General features: G+C 65.8%; 17 protein-coding genes. All 17 read left to right on the top strand.

All coding sequences use genetic code 11. From position 1 onward, the window contains the following. Position 1: 1 nt before the first annotated feature. Positions 2–433 carry a DUF6093 family protein gene (locus AOA12_RS06430; protein WP_054681244.1) on the top strand — a complete coding sequence of 144 codons (432 nt, stop codon included), beginning with the start codon at positions 2–4 and terminating at the stop codon, positions 431–433. Beyond that, positions 426–878: a hypothetical protein gene (locus tag AOA12_RS06425; RefSeq protein ID WP_054681242.1), complete on the top strand. Its 453-nt coding sequence runs from the start codon at positions 426–428 to the stop codon at positions 876–878. The genes AOA12_RS06430 and AOA12_RS06425 overlap by 8 nt, the downstream gene beginning before the upstream one ends. Further along, on the top strand, positions 875–1,312 hold the full coding sequence (locus AOA12_RS06420) for a hypothetical protein (protein WP_054681240.1): 438 nt from the start codon (positions 875–877) through the stop codon (positions 1,310–1,312). The genes AOA12_RS06425 and AOA12_RS06420 overlap by 4 nt, the downstream gene beginning before the upstream one ends. Before the next feature lie 41 nt (positions 1,313–1,353). After that, positions 1,354–1,542, top strand: a complete 189-nt coding sequence (locus AOA12_RS06415; RefSeq protein WP_054681238.1) for a hypothetical protein — start codon at positions 1,354–1,356, stop codon at positions 1,540–1,542. A 3-nt stretch (positions 1,543–1,545) separates the two neighbouring features. Further along, the gene (locus tag AOA12_RS06410) at positions 1,546–2,133 is read left to right on the top strand and encodes a phage tail tube protein (RefSeq protein WP_054681236.1); all 588 of its coding nucleotides are present in this window, start codon (positions 1,546–1,548) and stop codon (positions 2,131–2,133) included. 9 nt (positions 2,134–2,142) lie between these two features. Continuing rightward, positions 2,143–2,904, top strand: coding sequence for a phage tail tube protein (locus AOA12_RS06405; protein WP_054681234.1), 762 nt, complete (start codon positions 2,143–2,145; stop codon positions 2,902–2,904). Positions 2,905–3,016: 112 nt separating this feature from the next. Beyond that, positions 3,017–3,739, top strand: a complete 723-nt coding sequence (locus AOA12_RS06400) for a hypothetical protein (protein WP_156366429.1) — start codon at positions 3,017–3,019, stop codon at positions 3,737–3,739. A gap of 80 nt (positions 3,740–3,819) precedes the next feature. Continuing rightward, positions 3,820–4,200 carry a hypothetical protein gene (locus AOA12_RS06395; RefSeq protein ID WP_054681231.1) on the top strand — a complete coding sequence of 127 codons (381 nt, stop codon included), beginning with the start codon at positions 3,820–3,822 and terminating at the stop codon, positions 4,198–4,200. Between the two features lie 46 nt (positions 4,201–4,246). Further along, a complete protein-coding gene (locus AOA12_RS06390) occupies positions 4,247–7,957 on the top strand; it encodes a phage tail tape measure protein (protein ID WP_054681229.1) in 3,711 nt (1,236 codons plus the stop codon). Then, positions 7,954–8,916, top strand: a complete 963-nt coding sequence (locus AOA12_RS06385) for a hypothetical protein (RefSeq protein WP_054681227.1) — start codon at positions 7,954–7,956, stop codon at positions 8,914–8,916. The genes AOA12_RS06390 and AOA12_RS06385 overlap by 4 nt, the downstream gene beginning before the upstream one ends. Then, positions 8,916–10,427 carry a hypothetical protein gene (locus tag AOA12_RS06380; protein WP_054681225.1) on the top strand — a complete coding sequence of 504 codons (1,512 nt, stop codon included), beginning with the start codon at positions 8,916–8,918 and terminating at the stop codon, positions 10,425–10,427. Before AOA12_RS06385 ends, AOA12_RS06380 begins: the two co-directional genes overlap by 1 nt. Next, the gene (locus AOA12_RS06375) at positions 10,411–11,466 is read left to right on the top strand and encodes a M23 family metallopeptidase (RefSeq protein ID WP_054681223.1); all 1,056 of its coding nucleotides are present in this window, start codon (positions 10,411–10,413) and stop codon (positions 11,464–11,466) included. Before AOA12_RS06380 ends, AOA12_RS06375 begins: the two co-directional genes overlap by 17 nt. Beyond that, entirely contained in the window at positions 11,463–12,071 is a 609-nt protein-coding gene (locus AOA12_RS06370) for a hypothetical protein (protein WP_054681222.1), read from the top strand. The genes AOA12_RS06375 and AOA12_RS06370 overlap by 4 nt, the downstream gene beginning before the upstream one ends. Before the next feature lie 40 nt (positions 12,072–12,111). Next, positions 12,112–12,684, top strand: a complete 573-nt coding sequence (locus tag AOA12_RS06365; RefSeq protein ID WP_082406011.1) for a phage tail protein — start codon at positions 12,112–12,114, stop codon at positions 12,682–12,684. Further along, a complete protein-coding gene (locus AOA12_RS22525) occupies positions 12,681–13,277 on the top strand; it encodes an NUMOD4 motif-containing HNH endonuclease (RefSeq protein WP_082406009.1) in 597 nt (198 codons plus the stop codon). Before AOA12_RS06365 ends, AOA12_RS22525 begins: the two co-directional genes overlap by 4 nt. After that, entirely contained in the window at positions 13,274–14,245 is a 972-nt protein-coding gene (locus AOA12_RS06360) for a peptidoglycan recognition protein family protein (protein WP_082406006.1), read from the top strand. Before AOA12_RS22525 ends, AOA12_RS06360 begins: the two co-directional genes overlap by 4 nt. Further along, positions 14,242–14,628, top strand: a complete 387-nt coding sequence (locus tag AOA12_RS06355) for a hypothetical protein (RefSeq protein ID WP_054681216.1) — start codon at positions 14,242–14,244, stop codon at positions 14,626–14,628. The genes AOA12_RS06360 and AOA12_RS06355 overlap by 4 nt, the downstream gene beginning before the upstream one ends. Positions 14,629–14,651: the final 23 nt, after the last annotated feature.

Below are 14,651 nucleotides of genomic sequence, written 5' to 3'. Positions count from 1 at the left end.
CATGCCTCTCCTGCCGATCTCTGCGACCGACGACTGGGAGCAGGAGATCGCCGATGAGGCGGCGGAAGAGTTCGACGCCTCGATCAGCGTCTTCCTCCCCGGCAAGCCTGGCGTCATCGACCCGATCACGGACGAGCCCGTGGGCGCCACGCCGCAGACGACCCTCATCTCAGCCCGCCCTGGCCGGGCTCAGCACGTCCGCCTGCCGCTCGTCAGCGCCGGCTCAAGCGAGTGGGGCACGCAGCAGCGCTACATCATCCAGTTCACGGCGCAGGCCGGTGACCCCTACATCCCGAAAGGCGCCTTCGCCAAGGTGTCCGGCGGTCGAGACCCCGACTTGGCGAACTTCACCTTCAACGTATCCTTCAGCAGCCAGTCGACCCATCGAGCAGTCCGCACGCTGCGCACGATCGCGGAGGGTCCGCATGGCTAGGCAGTCAAGACAGACCTTCGGGAGCAGCCAGGTCACGTTCTTCGACGTAGAGGCCCTGCGCGGCGGCATCGTCGCGTGGGGTGACCGCGTAGCCGATCAGGTCTTCGACGAGGCAGAGGAGATCGTGAAGGACGCTGCCGTTGAGGCCGTCGCCCGCGTCCACGCCGCAGATACCAAGACGGGCCGTGAGCGCGCGGCGAAAGGCAAGGGCCTGCCGGGGCGCCATGAGACCGGCCTCATGGCTGAGCAGATCCGGGAGTACGAGATCACGCGCTCGAAGCGCGAGTTCGTCGGGCGCTGGGGGTGGCTGAGGGTCAAGCGGGACTACTTCGACTGCCAGGAGCACGGCACGCGCCACCTTGCAGGCATGGGCGCGTTGTGGGGGTCGTACGTGCACGCGCAGGACCGCCTCTGGGCGGCGCTTTCGAGAGGGCGTCGGCGATGAGCCATACGGGCAAGGCCGAGCGGGCCTTCATCATGTCCGCCCTCGCGCCGTTCGCGGGCGGGCGCAACTTCAAGACGGAAGTGCCGGACGAGCGAGACCTCCCCCGCCTCGGCAACGGCCGCATCCGCCCCTACAACGTCGTGACGTTCCAGCGCCCCTTCCGCATGGCCTCTGGCGCAGCGGTGGCGGGCGGCGAGAAGAAGCGGCCCTACATGATGCCGTTCATGATCTTCTCCTACGCGGGCGACCCCGATACCGCCGACGAGCTGGGCGGCGCCGTCTCGGAAGTCCTCATTGACGCTCGGCCCTCCGACACCGCCGGCCGCATTCAGTGCGTGGGCGGCTTCAGCTACGACCAGGCGGACACCGACTCGCGGCCTACACGATTCGCTCACGCTGCGTGGTATCGAGTGCACATCAACCTCGGCATCTAGCGCTGGAATTAGTCGACTAAATCGTTTCTAGACTTGGTGGCATGAGCGCCCTCCGAGCTTTCCGCGACCGGAACACGGGTCTCGTCGAGAACTATCCCGAGGAAGTCGCGAAGACCTTCACCTTCCTTGAGCCGTACGACGGGGACGTGCCCTGCATCGACTGCACACCTGAGACCCCCGCCGAAGGCATCGACGAGCAGCGCGACCCCGACAGCGAGAACGAGGAGTAGTCCGTGGTAGCAAAGCTGGTCCCCGGCTGGGAGACGATCGTCCTCCTGCCCGCCGTCGAACTCCTCGGTGAGCCGCACATCATCACATCGACCGGCTTCGTGCCTGCCTCGGTGCCCACGGTCACTGCGCTCAACGAGTACCACGGCATCACGTCGAGCACGCATGCGCGCGGCCATGCGGGCGGCAATATCTCGTGCGCCGTCCTGGACGATCTGAACCTCGGCCTGTCCGGCTCGGACACCGACAACACCAAGACCGTCTGCTCGAAGGGCAACTCCGAGGAGCCGACGTTCTTCAACTTCGACGCCGAGCTGAACATCCTCCGCGACGAAGACCTGGTCGCCACCGGCCTTTTCAACTTCGCCCGCGATCTGACCAGGGCGCCGGACGTTCCGTACCTGATTGCCCACCGCGTGCGCGGCGGCAAGGACTCGACCGAGGCCTTCGCACTCGACGACGAAGTGGACTACTACTACGTCCACACGGACAATCCCGTCCCCATCTTCGGCGATGGCGAGTTCCAGGCCCTTTCGCTCGGCTTCATCCCCAAGGGCTGGGTCAACATCGGGCACACGCTCAACGCGGCCTAAGGAGACATCATGGCTGACACCCGCATCCTCACCAACAACCACTTCGGCTGGCTGGTTGGCCCCTCGTCGGCCATCCCCGCAGTCAACTGGTCGAACGGGCCGACGCTTGCGCAGCTTCAGAGCTTGCTCAACGTCTCGGAGGCCGTCAAGATCGACGGCACCGACTTCGGCCTGGAGGCATCCCAGCAGAGCGATGACCGCTCGTTCGTAGATGCGGCCGGCGCCCAGAGCCGCAGCTTCAATGCTGCGAGCGGGAACATCGAGATCTACACGCCCGCGAAGGGCGACACGTCGAGCATCTACTCGCAGACGTGGGATGCGATCTCCAGGCCGCGCACACGCGTCGTCGTCGCCCAGCGCCCCGTCGCCCCTTCGTCCGGTACCATCAACCGCGGCGACGAGATCAACCTGTTCTCGGCGATCACCGACGAGCGCGTTCACAACCGCAACGACGCCAGCCGCACGCTGGGCGTCGGCCTCCTGCCGCAGGGCGACATTCTCGTGAACTACATCGCCCCGCACACCACGCCGACGGCGCCCGCAGTGGCACCTTCGGGCGCGATCAACGCCACATCTGGCACGCCGATCTTCCTCAAGGTCACTTACGAGGGGCGCAACATCACGATCGGCGCTCATTACCAGTCGAGCAATGAGACCGTGCTCCAGGTGCGTCACGGCATCCTGCTCCCCCTCGCGACGGGCACGGCAACGCTGAACATCTCCTACCCCGGCGCAGACACTGTCGCACCGATCACGGTGACGGTGACCTAAAGGCCCAGCTACCTTGGGATACGGGCGCCCGGCTGAACAAGCCGGGCGCCCGCTTTAGTGGAGCGACGGCTATTTGGTCGACTAAACTGATCCTGCCAACCCTAGGAGGATCATGTCTGAAGACGCCCAAGCCATCGTCGATGAAGTGAAGTCCACCTTCGACTTCCTGAGCGCCGTCCAGAACGTTCCCGAGTCGCTTGAGGACGTCAAGAGGAACATCGTGCGCGTCTACCGTGACCGCGAGACGGGGCGCGCCCTCGGCGGTGTGACCACACACACGGGCGCCGCCGGCCAGGAGGTCCAGGAGCGCTTCGGCGTCCTCGGCGAACTGTCGCTGAAGCTCGAAGAGAAGAAGCTGCTGGAGGAGGTCATCAGGCGCGCGGACGAGCTGGAGCAGGAGCCCGAGAGTCTGAAGACCTACGAGGACCGGCTCGCGGTCCTGAAGAAGGAGATCACGGCGCTGAAGCGCAAGGCGGCGCCGCTCCAGAAGAAGCTCGACGAGTCCGCGCTCGACTTCGAGGTCCGCTACCTTCCGCCTGCCGCCATCAAGATCGCCCGCCGCGAGGCCCGCAAGCACCTCGGCATCAAGAAGGTCACCGACGACAACGCCGATGAGTATGTGGACGAGTACAACGCCCAGGTGCTCTCCCTCGCCACGGTGTCGGTCGAAGAGGTTGCCACGGGGAGCAAGAACCTCGGCCTGAGCGCAGAGGAGGCCCGTGCCGCCTACGACTTCCTGCCACCCTCGGAGGTCAAGCGACTCGTCGAGTTCGTCGACGGCATCGTGTTCCGTGCCGACATCGCACAGAAGCTCTCCTTCGACGCGGATTTCTAGCGGGGTACCTGGCTAACGCCGGGTCCAGGTACCTACAGCTTCTCGACGCCGCCCAGGAGTGGGGCGTCCGCCCCACGGCGATGCTCTTCGGCTCCGACAACCGCAAGCGCTGGTCGAAGCTCGACATCGTGCTCGCGCAGGCCCACCACATCTTGCAGTCCGAGCGCTGCAAGCAGTGCGGACTGCCCAAGTACATCTGTCAGAACCCCTCTCGCGAACTCGAATATCGCATGGAGAAGGAGACCTGCTACGCCACGCAGGCGCTCGACAAGCATGAGAAGGCCGAGGAGTCCCGGCGCAAGAAGTCGAGCCGGGGGCAGGACGCTCCCGCGCCCGCGGGTGAGGCCGCCTACCCGGTCCCCTACCTCCGCAACGGCGCCGATCTGGGCACCCTGCGCGACCCGTACTACGAGGAGCGCGCCAGGATCGCCGAGGCCGTTAAGCCCAAATTAGCCGACTAAATCGTTCCTAGACTTGGAGTGACCGCCGCCTCGGGAGATCCTGCCTATGTCCATTGAGAACCTCTCCCAGGAGGCGGAACTCAGGCTCAGGATCTCCAGCGATGACCCGCGCCAGATCCTTAAGTGGGTCGAAGATCTCAATCGCAAGCTGCGCGATGCGGGCGATGAGACGGAGACTGTCTCCAGGCTTCAGCGCAATCTGGAGCGCGCGCTCGGCAAGACCGGCGAGGCTGGCCGTGACGCGGGCAAGAAGGTCGCCGACGGCGCCCGTGAGGGCAGTAAGGCCTGGCAGGACCTCCAGGACAGCCTGAAGAAGGTCAACGACGAGTATCGCAAGTTCCGCCAGGGGTCGCTCACGGGCGAAGGCGGTGGCAAGGACGTCAGCGCCTACAGCACCGACGAGCTGAAGCGCTACATCGCCATTCAGGATGCCGCGAACGCGAACTTCATCAGCGACGCACGCAAGCGCGTGGCGGAGGAGGAGCGCGGCGTCCAGCGGCTCTCCGACCTGAAGCAGCGCAGCCTTCAGGCGGAGTTCGCCGCCATCCAGCGCAACGCCGCCGAGCAGAAGAAGATGATCGACGCCGGGCTGGCTACGGCCAGTCGCGGCATCGGCAGCGCGGAGACGTACCAGCGCGACGCACTGAGCAGCCGACTGCGCAGTGCGCGCGGTGCGATGTCCGACGACTGGACGCGCCAGTACAACGCCGCGCTGGACGAGGCATCCCGCAAGACGCAGAAGTTCTCGCAGGGCGACCTGCCGGCGCTCCGCTACGCGCTCTACGACGTTGCGTCAACCGCGACGATCACCTCAGCTGCCATCGTGGGCATCGGCACTGTCGCCACCATGACGTTCGCGAAGTACGAGTCCGCATTCACGAACGTCGAGCGCACGCTGGAGCCCGGCTCGATCGCCGTCGAGCGCCTGCGCGGCGAACTCGTCCAGATGGCGCGCGAGATCCCCCTCGCTTTCGAGGACATCGCAGCCATCGCAACCCTCGGCAACCAGCTCGGCGTGCCCGCCGATCAGCTGCGCGAGTTCACAGAACTGGTCGCGAAGTTCTCGACGGTCTCGGGCATGTCTGCCGACGCCTCGGCGCGCGCATTCGGAAAGCTCCAGAACATCCTCGGCCTTGAGACCGTCGAGGAGATGAGCCGGATGGCCTCGGCCATCGAACTCGTCGGCGTCAGCTCGGCGGCCACGGACGAGGAGATCATCGCGCTCGCTCAGCGTCTCGGCTCCACGGCCACGCGCGCGGGCTTCACGATGGATCAGATCATCGGCCTGTCGGGCGCGCTCGGCTCCCTCGGCGTCGCGCCGGAGCGCGCACAGGGCGTCTTCGAGACCTACTTCGACTCCATCAACGGCGCCCTCGCTGAGGGCGGCGAGCAGGCGCAGGCGTTCTCGGTCATCACGGGACGCTCGATCGAGGATCTGAACAAGGCCGTTCGCAGTGGCGATGGGTTCGCGGTCTTCCAGGACTTCATCGCCGGACTCCAGGGCGCCGACACCGTCGAGCTGTCCACAGCGCTTGACACCCTCGGCCTCTCGGGCCTCCGCGCCAATGAGGTGATCGGCCGCATCTCCCAGCGCATGCCGCTGCTCCAGGAGTCGTTCAACATCGCCGCGCAGGGCGCCAGCGAGAATACTGAGCTGAACCGTCAGTACGCGCTGATTCTCGACGACCTGGCCTCGAAGTGGCAACTGTTCGTGAACTCGCTTGCGGGATTCGGCGCCGCGGTCGGCGGCCAGGTCGCACCCGCGATCATCACGCTGCTCGACGGTGCGACGGCGCTGCTGAACACGCTCGCCGACTTCGCCAACTCCCCCCTCGGCGGGTTCCTCGTGAGTATCATCGCCTGGGTTGGCGGCGCGGTGGCGGCCTTCTCTGGCCTCATCGGCATCATGGCCTTGGCTGGGGCCTCGGTCGCCGCACTGAGTACCGCCATCGCTGGCCTCTCGACGACGGCAATGGGCAGCAGGATCATCGCCATCGCCACCTCCATCGGACTCATCAAGCCCGCCGCAGACGGGTCGACTCGATCGGTACTCAGCCTTCGGGGGGCACTGAAGCTCCTCGGCGCCGCAACAGTGGTCGGTGCGGCGCTCCAGTTTGTCGTCGAGGTGCTTCTCGACCTCTACTCCGCGGGCAACACCGCCATCGACGTATTGGTCAACGTCGCCCAGGCTGCCATCTGGGTGCAGCAGCAGATCTCCAACGCCTTCTCACTCATCGGAGTCAATCTTCCGAACGGCCTCGCCAAGGCGTCGAAGGAGCTTGAGAACTTCCGCTCCAGCGCGAAGAAGGAGTGGAAGAACTTCGCCTCCGACATGGGGTGGCTCGATGACGCACTGGAGAGCACCAGTGACTCGGCCTGGGACGCCGGAGACGCCTTCAATTACATGGGCGGCAGCGCCGATGGTGCAGGCAGCGACCTTTCCGGCCTGGGCGACACCCTCGACGAGACCACCGTCAAGGTCCGCACGCTCACCGACTACGCAAGCGACCTGTCGGGCGTGTGGAAGCGTGCCTTCGACATCCGCTTCTCCGGCCTCCAGGGTCAGGATGCAATCACCTCTGGCTGGCAGAAGATCGCTACCGGCGCGCAGGATGCCCGCCTTGCGATCGACGATGCTCGCGAGGCCATCCTTGAGCATCAGCGCACCCTCGCCAGCATCGGGGCGGATCGCTCCATCAAGGAGTACTGGCTCTCCGTTGCCGAGCTGTACGGCGATGAGAAGCGTGCCGCGGTCCTGCGCGCCGACCTGGCGGAACTCGACGCCAAGGCCAATGATGAGCGCAAGAAGCTCACCGAGACGCAGCGCAAGCTCTCCGAGGCGCAGGACAAGGCGAGCATGTCGCTGTCCGGCAACAGCGCCTCCGCCATCGAGAACCGCGCCGCCCTGCTCAGCATGGTCGGCTCGTACCAGGACTACCTTGAGGCCCTCGCCGCCAGCGGTATGAGCCAGGAAGACCTCGTGCGCAGGAGCCAGCAGCTCAAGCAGGAGTTCATCAACCAGGCCACGCAGGCGGGCTTCAGCCGCTCGGAGATCGACCTCTACACGGTCGCGTTCGATGACCTGACGTTCGCGCTGAACAACGTCCCCCGCCAGGTCGACATCGAGGTCAACGCGGACCCCGCCCTCGCTGCGCTGCGAGAGTTCGAGGCGCGGCTTGCCGAGAGCGCCGCACAGTCCGGCACGGACTACGGCAACGCCTTCGGCGATGCGATGCAGAGCGCCTTCAGTCAGGCGACGGACAACTCGCTCACCCTCATGGAGGCGGAGGTGCAGCGGCGGCTGCTCAGCGCGACCGTCGCCATCAACAACGCCTTGAACTCGGCCTTCGGATGGAACACGCCGCCGAGCGGAACGTACCGGCAGAGCACCAAGCCGAAGCTCGGCTTCGCTGGCGGTGGCTACACGGGCGACGGCGCCAAGTTCACGCCCGCGGGCATCGTCCACCGAGGCGAGTACGTGATGCCCAAGCGCGTCGTCCGCAACGTCGGCGTCGAGAACATGGCCTACATCCACAAGATGGGCATGCGCGGGCGTGGCTACGCGAGCGGCGGCGGGGTCGGCTTCACCGCCCGTCCAGCGACGACCGGGGGCATGGCGAACGTGGTCGCGCTCGACGTGGGCACGATGCATCAGTTGGCGCGGATGCTCCGTGTCGAGCTGGCCGTAGATGGCGCGATGTTCGGCCGGGCGACGAGCAATGCGTTCTCGAACTCGACAGCCTTGGGGGCCGCATGAGCAAGCAGATGTGGTTCGGCACCGAAGAGCGGATGCGCTGGATTCCCGCACCGCAGACCGGCGCCACGATGAGCCCTCAGGCATGGTCGCAGGGCGGCACCCTGCTCGGCGGCGGCGGGTGGCAGCAGAACTCCTTCAACTCGCACCGCCACTTCGACTTCTCGTGGTCGAAGGCGTCGCTTGTCGACGATGCACAGATCATGCAGGCGTACTTCAACGGCCTCTACGGGCGCGGCCTGATCTGGTTCATCGACCCGCTCGCCTACCAGCGGAACATCCTTCCCCCGCACTGGGCCGCACCAGGGCTCGCGCTCGACTACGAGGCGCCCCCGCTCATCCGCACGACCGGCGTCGTCCCGACCGGCTTCTCGGTCAGCGACCCAGCGAACAGGGGGTGGCCAGTAACCGGCGCCACCTACAATCTCACCAGCTCCCCGATCGGATATCCGGGGCCTTGGGATAGCCTTTTTGTCCCGATACCTCCGGGCTACACGCTCATGCTCGGTGCGCACTATTCGGCGACTGGTGGCGGGGGCGTCTTCTCAACGAAGATTGAGGCTGACGGGTCCGTTGGACTGACCCAGAGGCTGGCTCCTACGGGCGATAACCCCTTCTATGTGACCCCCGACCTTGCACTGTCCGGCGGGCGTGGAGTGCGACTCTGGATAGGGCGAGACTCCCCTGGTGCTGCGACAGTCTCCTTGACGGCCATGTCCGGGAGGCTGTTCGACTCTCTTTCCGTGATTTACGGCGTTCAGTACGGATACGGAGAATACGGCGAGGGCGCTTACGGCGGCGAGCAGTATCCAACGGCCGCAGGCGGCACCTGGAAGCCCGGCATGGGGCACACCGGCTGCCGGTTCGACGGCCCGCCGACCTACGCAGCGACAGGGGGCAACTTCGGCGGCCAGGCGGGCTACGCCGTGAGCCTCCGCGAAGTAGGAGGGTGGCTGTACTGATGGGCGTTCAGATCAAGATCGGCCCGTGGCTCTTCAACGCCGGGGAGTTCACCGTCGAAGAGGATGCGACCCCTCTCGCCGCTGGCGATTCGCGCGGCTCAGTCGGGTCGATGACGATCACGCTGCCCGAGCCGGACGTCACCGTCGCGGATGCCGGGCCGAACTCTGGCATGGCTACGCTCCTCCAGTACGGGCCGACCATCCTGCACCGAAAGCCCGTACAGATCACCGCGGACGGGCGCGGCACCACCTACGGGACCGTCACGTCGACCGCGCGGACAGGGCAGGGCACGATCCGCGTGACCTGCGCCACCGGCCTGGCTCGCTGGAACGTCTACAACGCGCAAGCGCAGCCCTATGTCGGGACGCTCGGCGGCCTGCTGAACTACTACGCCTCCCTCGCGGGCATCGCCTCGTCCGAGCTTCAGATCGCTTCCGCCCTCGCGGCCCGCCCGATCCTCGCGCCCGGCTGGTCGGGAGAGGTCTGGTACCACCTCAAGCAGCTCCTCGTCGCCGAGCAGCTGGAGCTTGCCCTCGTCGACGGCAAGCATCTGATCCGCACGACGCACTCGAATCACCTCGACGCAGGACGTGAGATCTCCCTGTCGGGCACCGCCCCTGAGCCCACGCTTGCGCAGCGCGTCGAGGTCTACAACTACAACAGCTACGCGATCACGAACGCCCTCGTGTATCCTCCCGGCGGCTGGCAGCCCGAGGTCAAGGTGCTCAACGTCAACGCAGGCGAGGAGGCGGTCTACACGCTGGAGCTGGAGGCGTCGCTGTCGTCCATCCAGCAGCCGACGATGGTCACGCACGTCGACCCAGGGCATTCCTCGTCGTCGGTGTACACGATCGTCGCCAACGACGGGCTGCCCGTGCCGCCCGCGATGTGGGCCGCCAGGGGCGGTCAGGTGAGCGTGGAGATCGGCCCGGACACCAAGACGCTCATCGTCGCCCTCCGCGGAGCAACGGGCGTGCCGACGGCTCAGGGCGAAGAGGCCACCAACTTCAGCCTCGCCCTCGCCAGTGCAGCCACGACGAATCGCTACAGCACCCTCCGCATCGTCGGCACGGGCGTCGCCTGGGAGAAGCGCATCCACAACTTCTACACGGGCGTCTCTCCCCAGGAGACGGCAACGGAGGTCGGAGTCACGATCGACAACCCGTTCCTGCGCACGCTCGAGCACACCTACCGTGCAGGCATCCGAGCCGCCGTCCAGTTCGCAGGAACACAGCCCACGCTATCCGTTGAAGCCGTCGACGTCAGGGCGGGCTCCAGCGGTACCTTCGGCACCATCGCCGGCGGACGGCTGTGGGACCGGCGCAGCGCTCGCTACTACCGCATCGAACGGGCCAGCATCACCCGCGGGTCTATCGGCGTGCAGGCAGTCGATGACACGACGGTCGGTGACTTCGCCGACGCCTACCCTGAGTGGACGATCGGGCAGTACGTCGACAAGTTCGGGCACCTGACCCTCCAGGAAGGGGCGCTCATTGGCCTCCGCAACTGACATCCTGCCCCGCCGCAACCTCGGCCCCGGCGAACAGTGGGGGCGGCAGGTTGAGGTCATCGTCCGCGACGAGCAGCGCGCCGCCGACATCGACCGACAGGACATTGACGGGCTCGGCCGCGCGCATGCCTCTACGCTCGACGACATCGCGCGCGCGAGCGCACGCTTGAAGGACGCCCTCCAGGCCATCCCCTATCCGGTCGTCGCCTCCGATGGGTCCGAGGACTTCACGGTCTCCACGGGCTGGACGGAGGTCGCCCGCGTCTCCCTCACCGCGCCGCCCGGAAAGACGCTCCTCAATGTCATCGCCTTCGGCCGGGCATTTGGGCGGGGGCTGGTCGAGACCGAAGTCGAAGTGACAACCGAGGAGGGAATGTTCGTCTGGCCCTTCCCTCTCGGAACCGTCAGCGACGAGTGGGGCGACCGGCCTGAAGGCTTCCATCACGGCATCGACTTCGCCGTCGCCGAGGGGTCAAACATCCGCGCCACCGCCGATGGCACTGTCAGCATCAGCCAGGTCTGGCAGGGGTCCACCAGCAACAACCAGGACGGCCTTGGTCACTACGTGCGGATCAACCACGGCACGCCGCCTGGCGGGGGGCCTGAGCTGTGGACCGGCTACGCGCACATGCAGAGCGCTCCGCCCGTCTCGGCACCCCAGGGCGTGATTCAGAACGAGACCATCGGCCAGGTCGGCAGCACTGGCTTCTCCACCGGTCCCCACCTCCACTACGAGACCTGGGAAGACGGCGTCCGCGTGAACCCCCGTGAGTTCATGGACCGCTGGGAGTACACCTCGTCGACCACGACGGAGACGATCATCGAATCCGCCGACACGCACCTGTCGCGGCTCGTGATCGGCGGGATGACTTCCCGCGAGTTCCGGTCGACGGCAGGAGTCCACTCACCCGTCTGGGGCGTCGGCATGAACACCTCCAGCGTGATCGTATCCCTCCAGATCCGCAGCCAGACCACCGGCATCTACGGCTCGCACGTCGACAACGCCGCCACCTTGACCGTACTGGGGTCTTTCTCATGAGTGACGTCTTTCCCCGCCGCAACCTCGGCCCCGGCGAGCAGTGGGGGCGGCACGTCGAAGATCGCGTCGGCGGCATCGAAAACGACCGCTCCGCCCTGCGCATGGACCTCGACGGGCTCAACCGCGCCACCGCCGCGAGCCTTCAGACCCTCTCCGAACAGCTCGACGAGATCGAGGCCCTCTACAACGCCATCCCCAAGATCTCTCAGCACACCACGGAGAGCGAGAACTTCGGGCTCCTGACCAGCGGATGGACGCAGATCGCCGGCATGAGCATCGCCGTACCCGCAGGCGCCAAGAATGCACAGGTCACCGTCGTCACTTCTGCCTACCTGATCTCCTCCAGCAGCACCTCATCCGGCCACGTCACCGGCACGCTCCTCTGCAACTCGGCTTTCAGTCCCGCCATCCCCAGTGCCGCCGGCATCAATAGCGACGACCAGTGGTACGCCTCCCTCAGTCCGACCTACGGATGGACCGTCGATGTGCGCAGCATCGGCTCCATCAACCTCGGCTTCCAGGTCATCCCAGCCGCTTCCGGGGCCTGGAGCGCGGGAACGGGTTCCTACGCGGCCCTGAGTGCCTTCGTCGTCTTCACCGGCTGAGGCGATTTAGTTGACTAAATAGCTGGCTAAAATCAGCCATATGCCAATCACACCAGGCGGGATCTTCTACCCCGGACGGGAGACGCCGAACGATCCCACGGTGTGGGCCGCGCAGATGGCTCATTCTATGGATACGGCCGGAGCCGCCCCGCCCGGCGCGGTCGTCGCCTTCGCCAGCAACACGATCCCGAACAACTGGCTGCTGTGCAATGGGCAGTCGGTCAGCCGGACCACCTACTCGAACCTCTTCGCCGCGATCGGGACGACCTACGGCGCCGGCAACGGATCAACAACGTTCGGGCTCCCCGACATGCGCGGGCGAGTGATCGCAGGCAGGAATACCGGCGACTCCGACTTCTCCACCCTGAACCACAAGAACGGCGCCAAGACGCACACTCTGAGCATCAATGAGATGCCGCAGCACCGCCACACCGGAATGTACAAGTTCGGCGGCCAGATGCTCACCTGGCGCGATACCACCGGCAGCGGCACACTCGGCGGTGTCCGCGGCTCGAACGACGGCGAAGAGATCTTCACCGGCCTGACGGGCGGCACGATGGCGCACAACAACCTCCAGCCCTACATCGTCCTGAACTGGATCATCCGAACATGAGCACCGACTTCATCCTGGCTGAAGAGTGGCGCCCCGTCCGCGGGTTCGAGGGGCGCTATGAAGTTTCAAGCGTGGGCCGCATTCGCTCCCTGCCGCGGGTTGTCACTCGGCGGGATGGTGTGACGAGCAAGGTCAATGGGGGCATCCGCCGCCCATCCGTCAAGAAGTCTGGGTACCTGAAGGTCTCCCTATGGCGCGACAACTCCGAGTTCACGGCACACGTTCACAGCCTTGTCCTCGAAGCGTTTGTCGGTCCACGCCCGCCCGGCCTCGTTGCTTGCCACGGGGACGGTAATCCGGCCAACAACCGCGTTGAGAACTTGCGCTGGGATACCCCCTCCGAGAACAACTTCGACAGGGGGCGTCATGGCACGGACCATAAGCGCAACCGCACGCATTGCCCGCGAGGGCATGGGCTCATCTGGCCGAATCTGGTGAACGGGAAAGTCCTGCGCGGACACAGGAACTGCAAGGCCTGCTCCCGCGAACGCGCCCGATCGCACGCCAAGAAGGTGCCATTCAGCCTGGCACTCGCGAACGACCAGTATCAGCGAATCATGTCATCTGCATCGAAGGGGGAGGCAGCAGCATGACCTTCTCTCATCTCACCACGCGGACCAGCGGCAACGCTGGGCAGCACTCTAGTCGTAGTGGCCGCAAAATCCGAGGGTGGATCATTCATCACGCGGCGACAGCAAGCTTGGATGTAGTGCTGCGGATGATGTCGACGGGGTCGCGCCAGGTCTCATCGAACTACGTCGTAGAGGATGGGCAGCGCATTGGGGTGGTCCCCGAGGAACTGCGCGCCTGGACATCGTCTTCCCCGAGGGGGGATGGGGAGAACCTCACGGTAGAGATCGTGAACGACCGCATCGGCAGCAGTTCAATGGATTGGACCATCTCGGAGGAGTCCTACGTCTCCACAGCAATGCTGATTGCCGAAACCAGCATCCGCTACGACTTTGAGGTAAGTCGCGAGACCATCATCGGGCATCGAGACGTGCTCACTAAGTATGACGAGGGGTACGCAACTGCTTGCCCCTCGGGGGTCAACCTGGACAAACTGATCCGCCTCGCGAACGCGTTCCGCGACGAGATGCTGACGCCCATCGTCATCAAGCCGAAGGAGATCACAATGAAGCACTACCAGCGCCTGGACGCCACCGCCCGCGCCACGGGCCGGGAGCTGAAGCCGGGCGAAGGCTTCTACCTGCACACCGACACGGGGCAGGCCACCGACAAGGCGTCGAACATCGTCGGCGGCGACGGGGCCTACGTGATAACCGCGCACGTCTATGCCGAGGGGACCCCCGGCGACATCGTCGACGTAAAGCTCGTTTGGCAAGACACTAAGGCAGATAACGTCAAGAACTCCCCGCATTATGTGGAGCGCATCGAGATCGGGCAGGACGGCACCGCGCGCCGCTCGGTGACCTTCCAGCGCGGCGTCGACCGCGGCTTTGCCGTCTACGCCCGTCTCGACGCCAATCGCTCCAACAAGGGCGAGGCCGTCCGCGTGACCATGCTGGACACCGATGCCGCGCTCTTCCGGGCTGCGTGAGCGCCGTGGACCAGGACACCCGCGAAGCACTCGGGGACATCAAGGGCGCGATCAACCGCGGCTTCGAGGACGTCAACAAGCGCATCGACAAGCTCGTCACCCAGGGGGAGTTCAACGCCACCGTGCAGCGCATCGACGCGCAGCACGAGACCCTGCGGCGCGACTTCGACGGGCACGAGAAGCGGACGAACGTGATCATCTCCGACAACAGGGCGGCTGACGCCGCGGTCCTGGAGAAGGCGGAGGGCGCCGTCCAGAAGGTCCGGCAGGAGATCCACAAGGATCTCGACGGGTTCCGCAGCACCACCAAGTGGGCTGTCGGCATCGCGGTCACCCTCGCCGGCCTCGCCTTCGGCGTCGCGTCCTGGCTGCTCTCGCTCTGACCCCCCATCCCAACAGCAAGGAG

Origin of the sequence: Microbacterium sp. No. 7 (genome assembly GCF_001314225.1) — a bacterium.
Lineage (GTDB): Bacteria > Actinomycetota > Actinomycetes > Actinomycetales > Microbacteriaceae > Microbacterium.
This window is presented reverse-complemented; position numbering and strand designations above follow the sequence as displayed.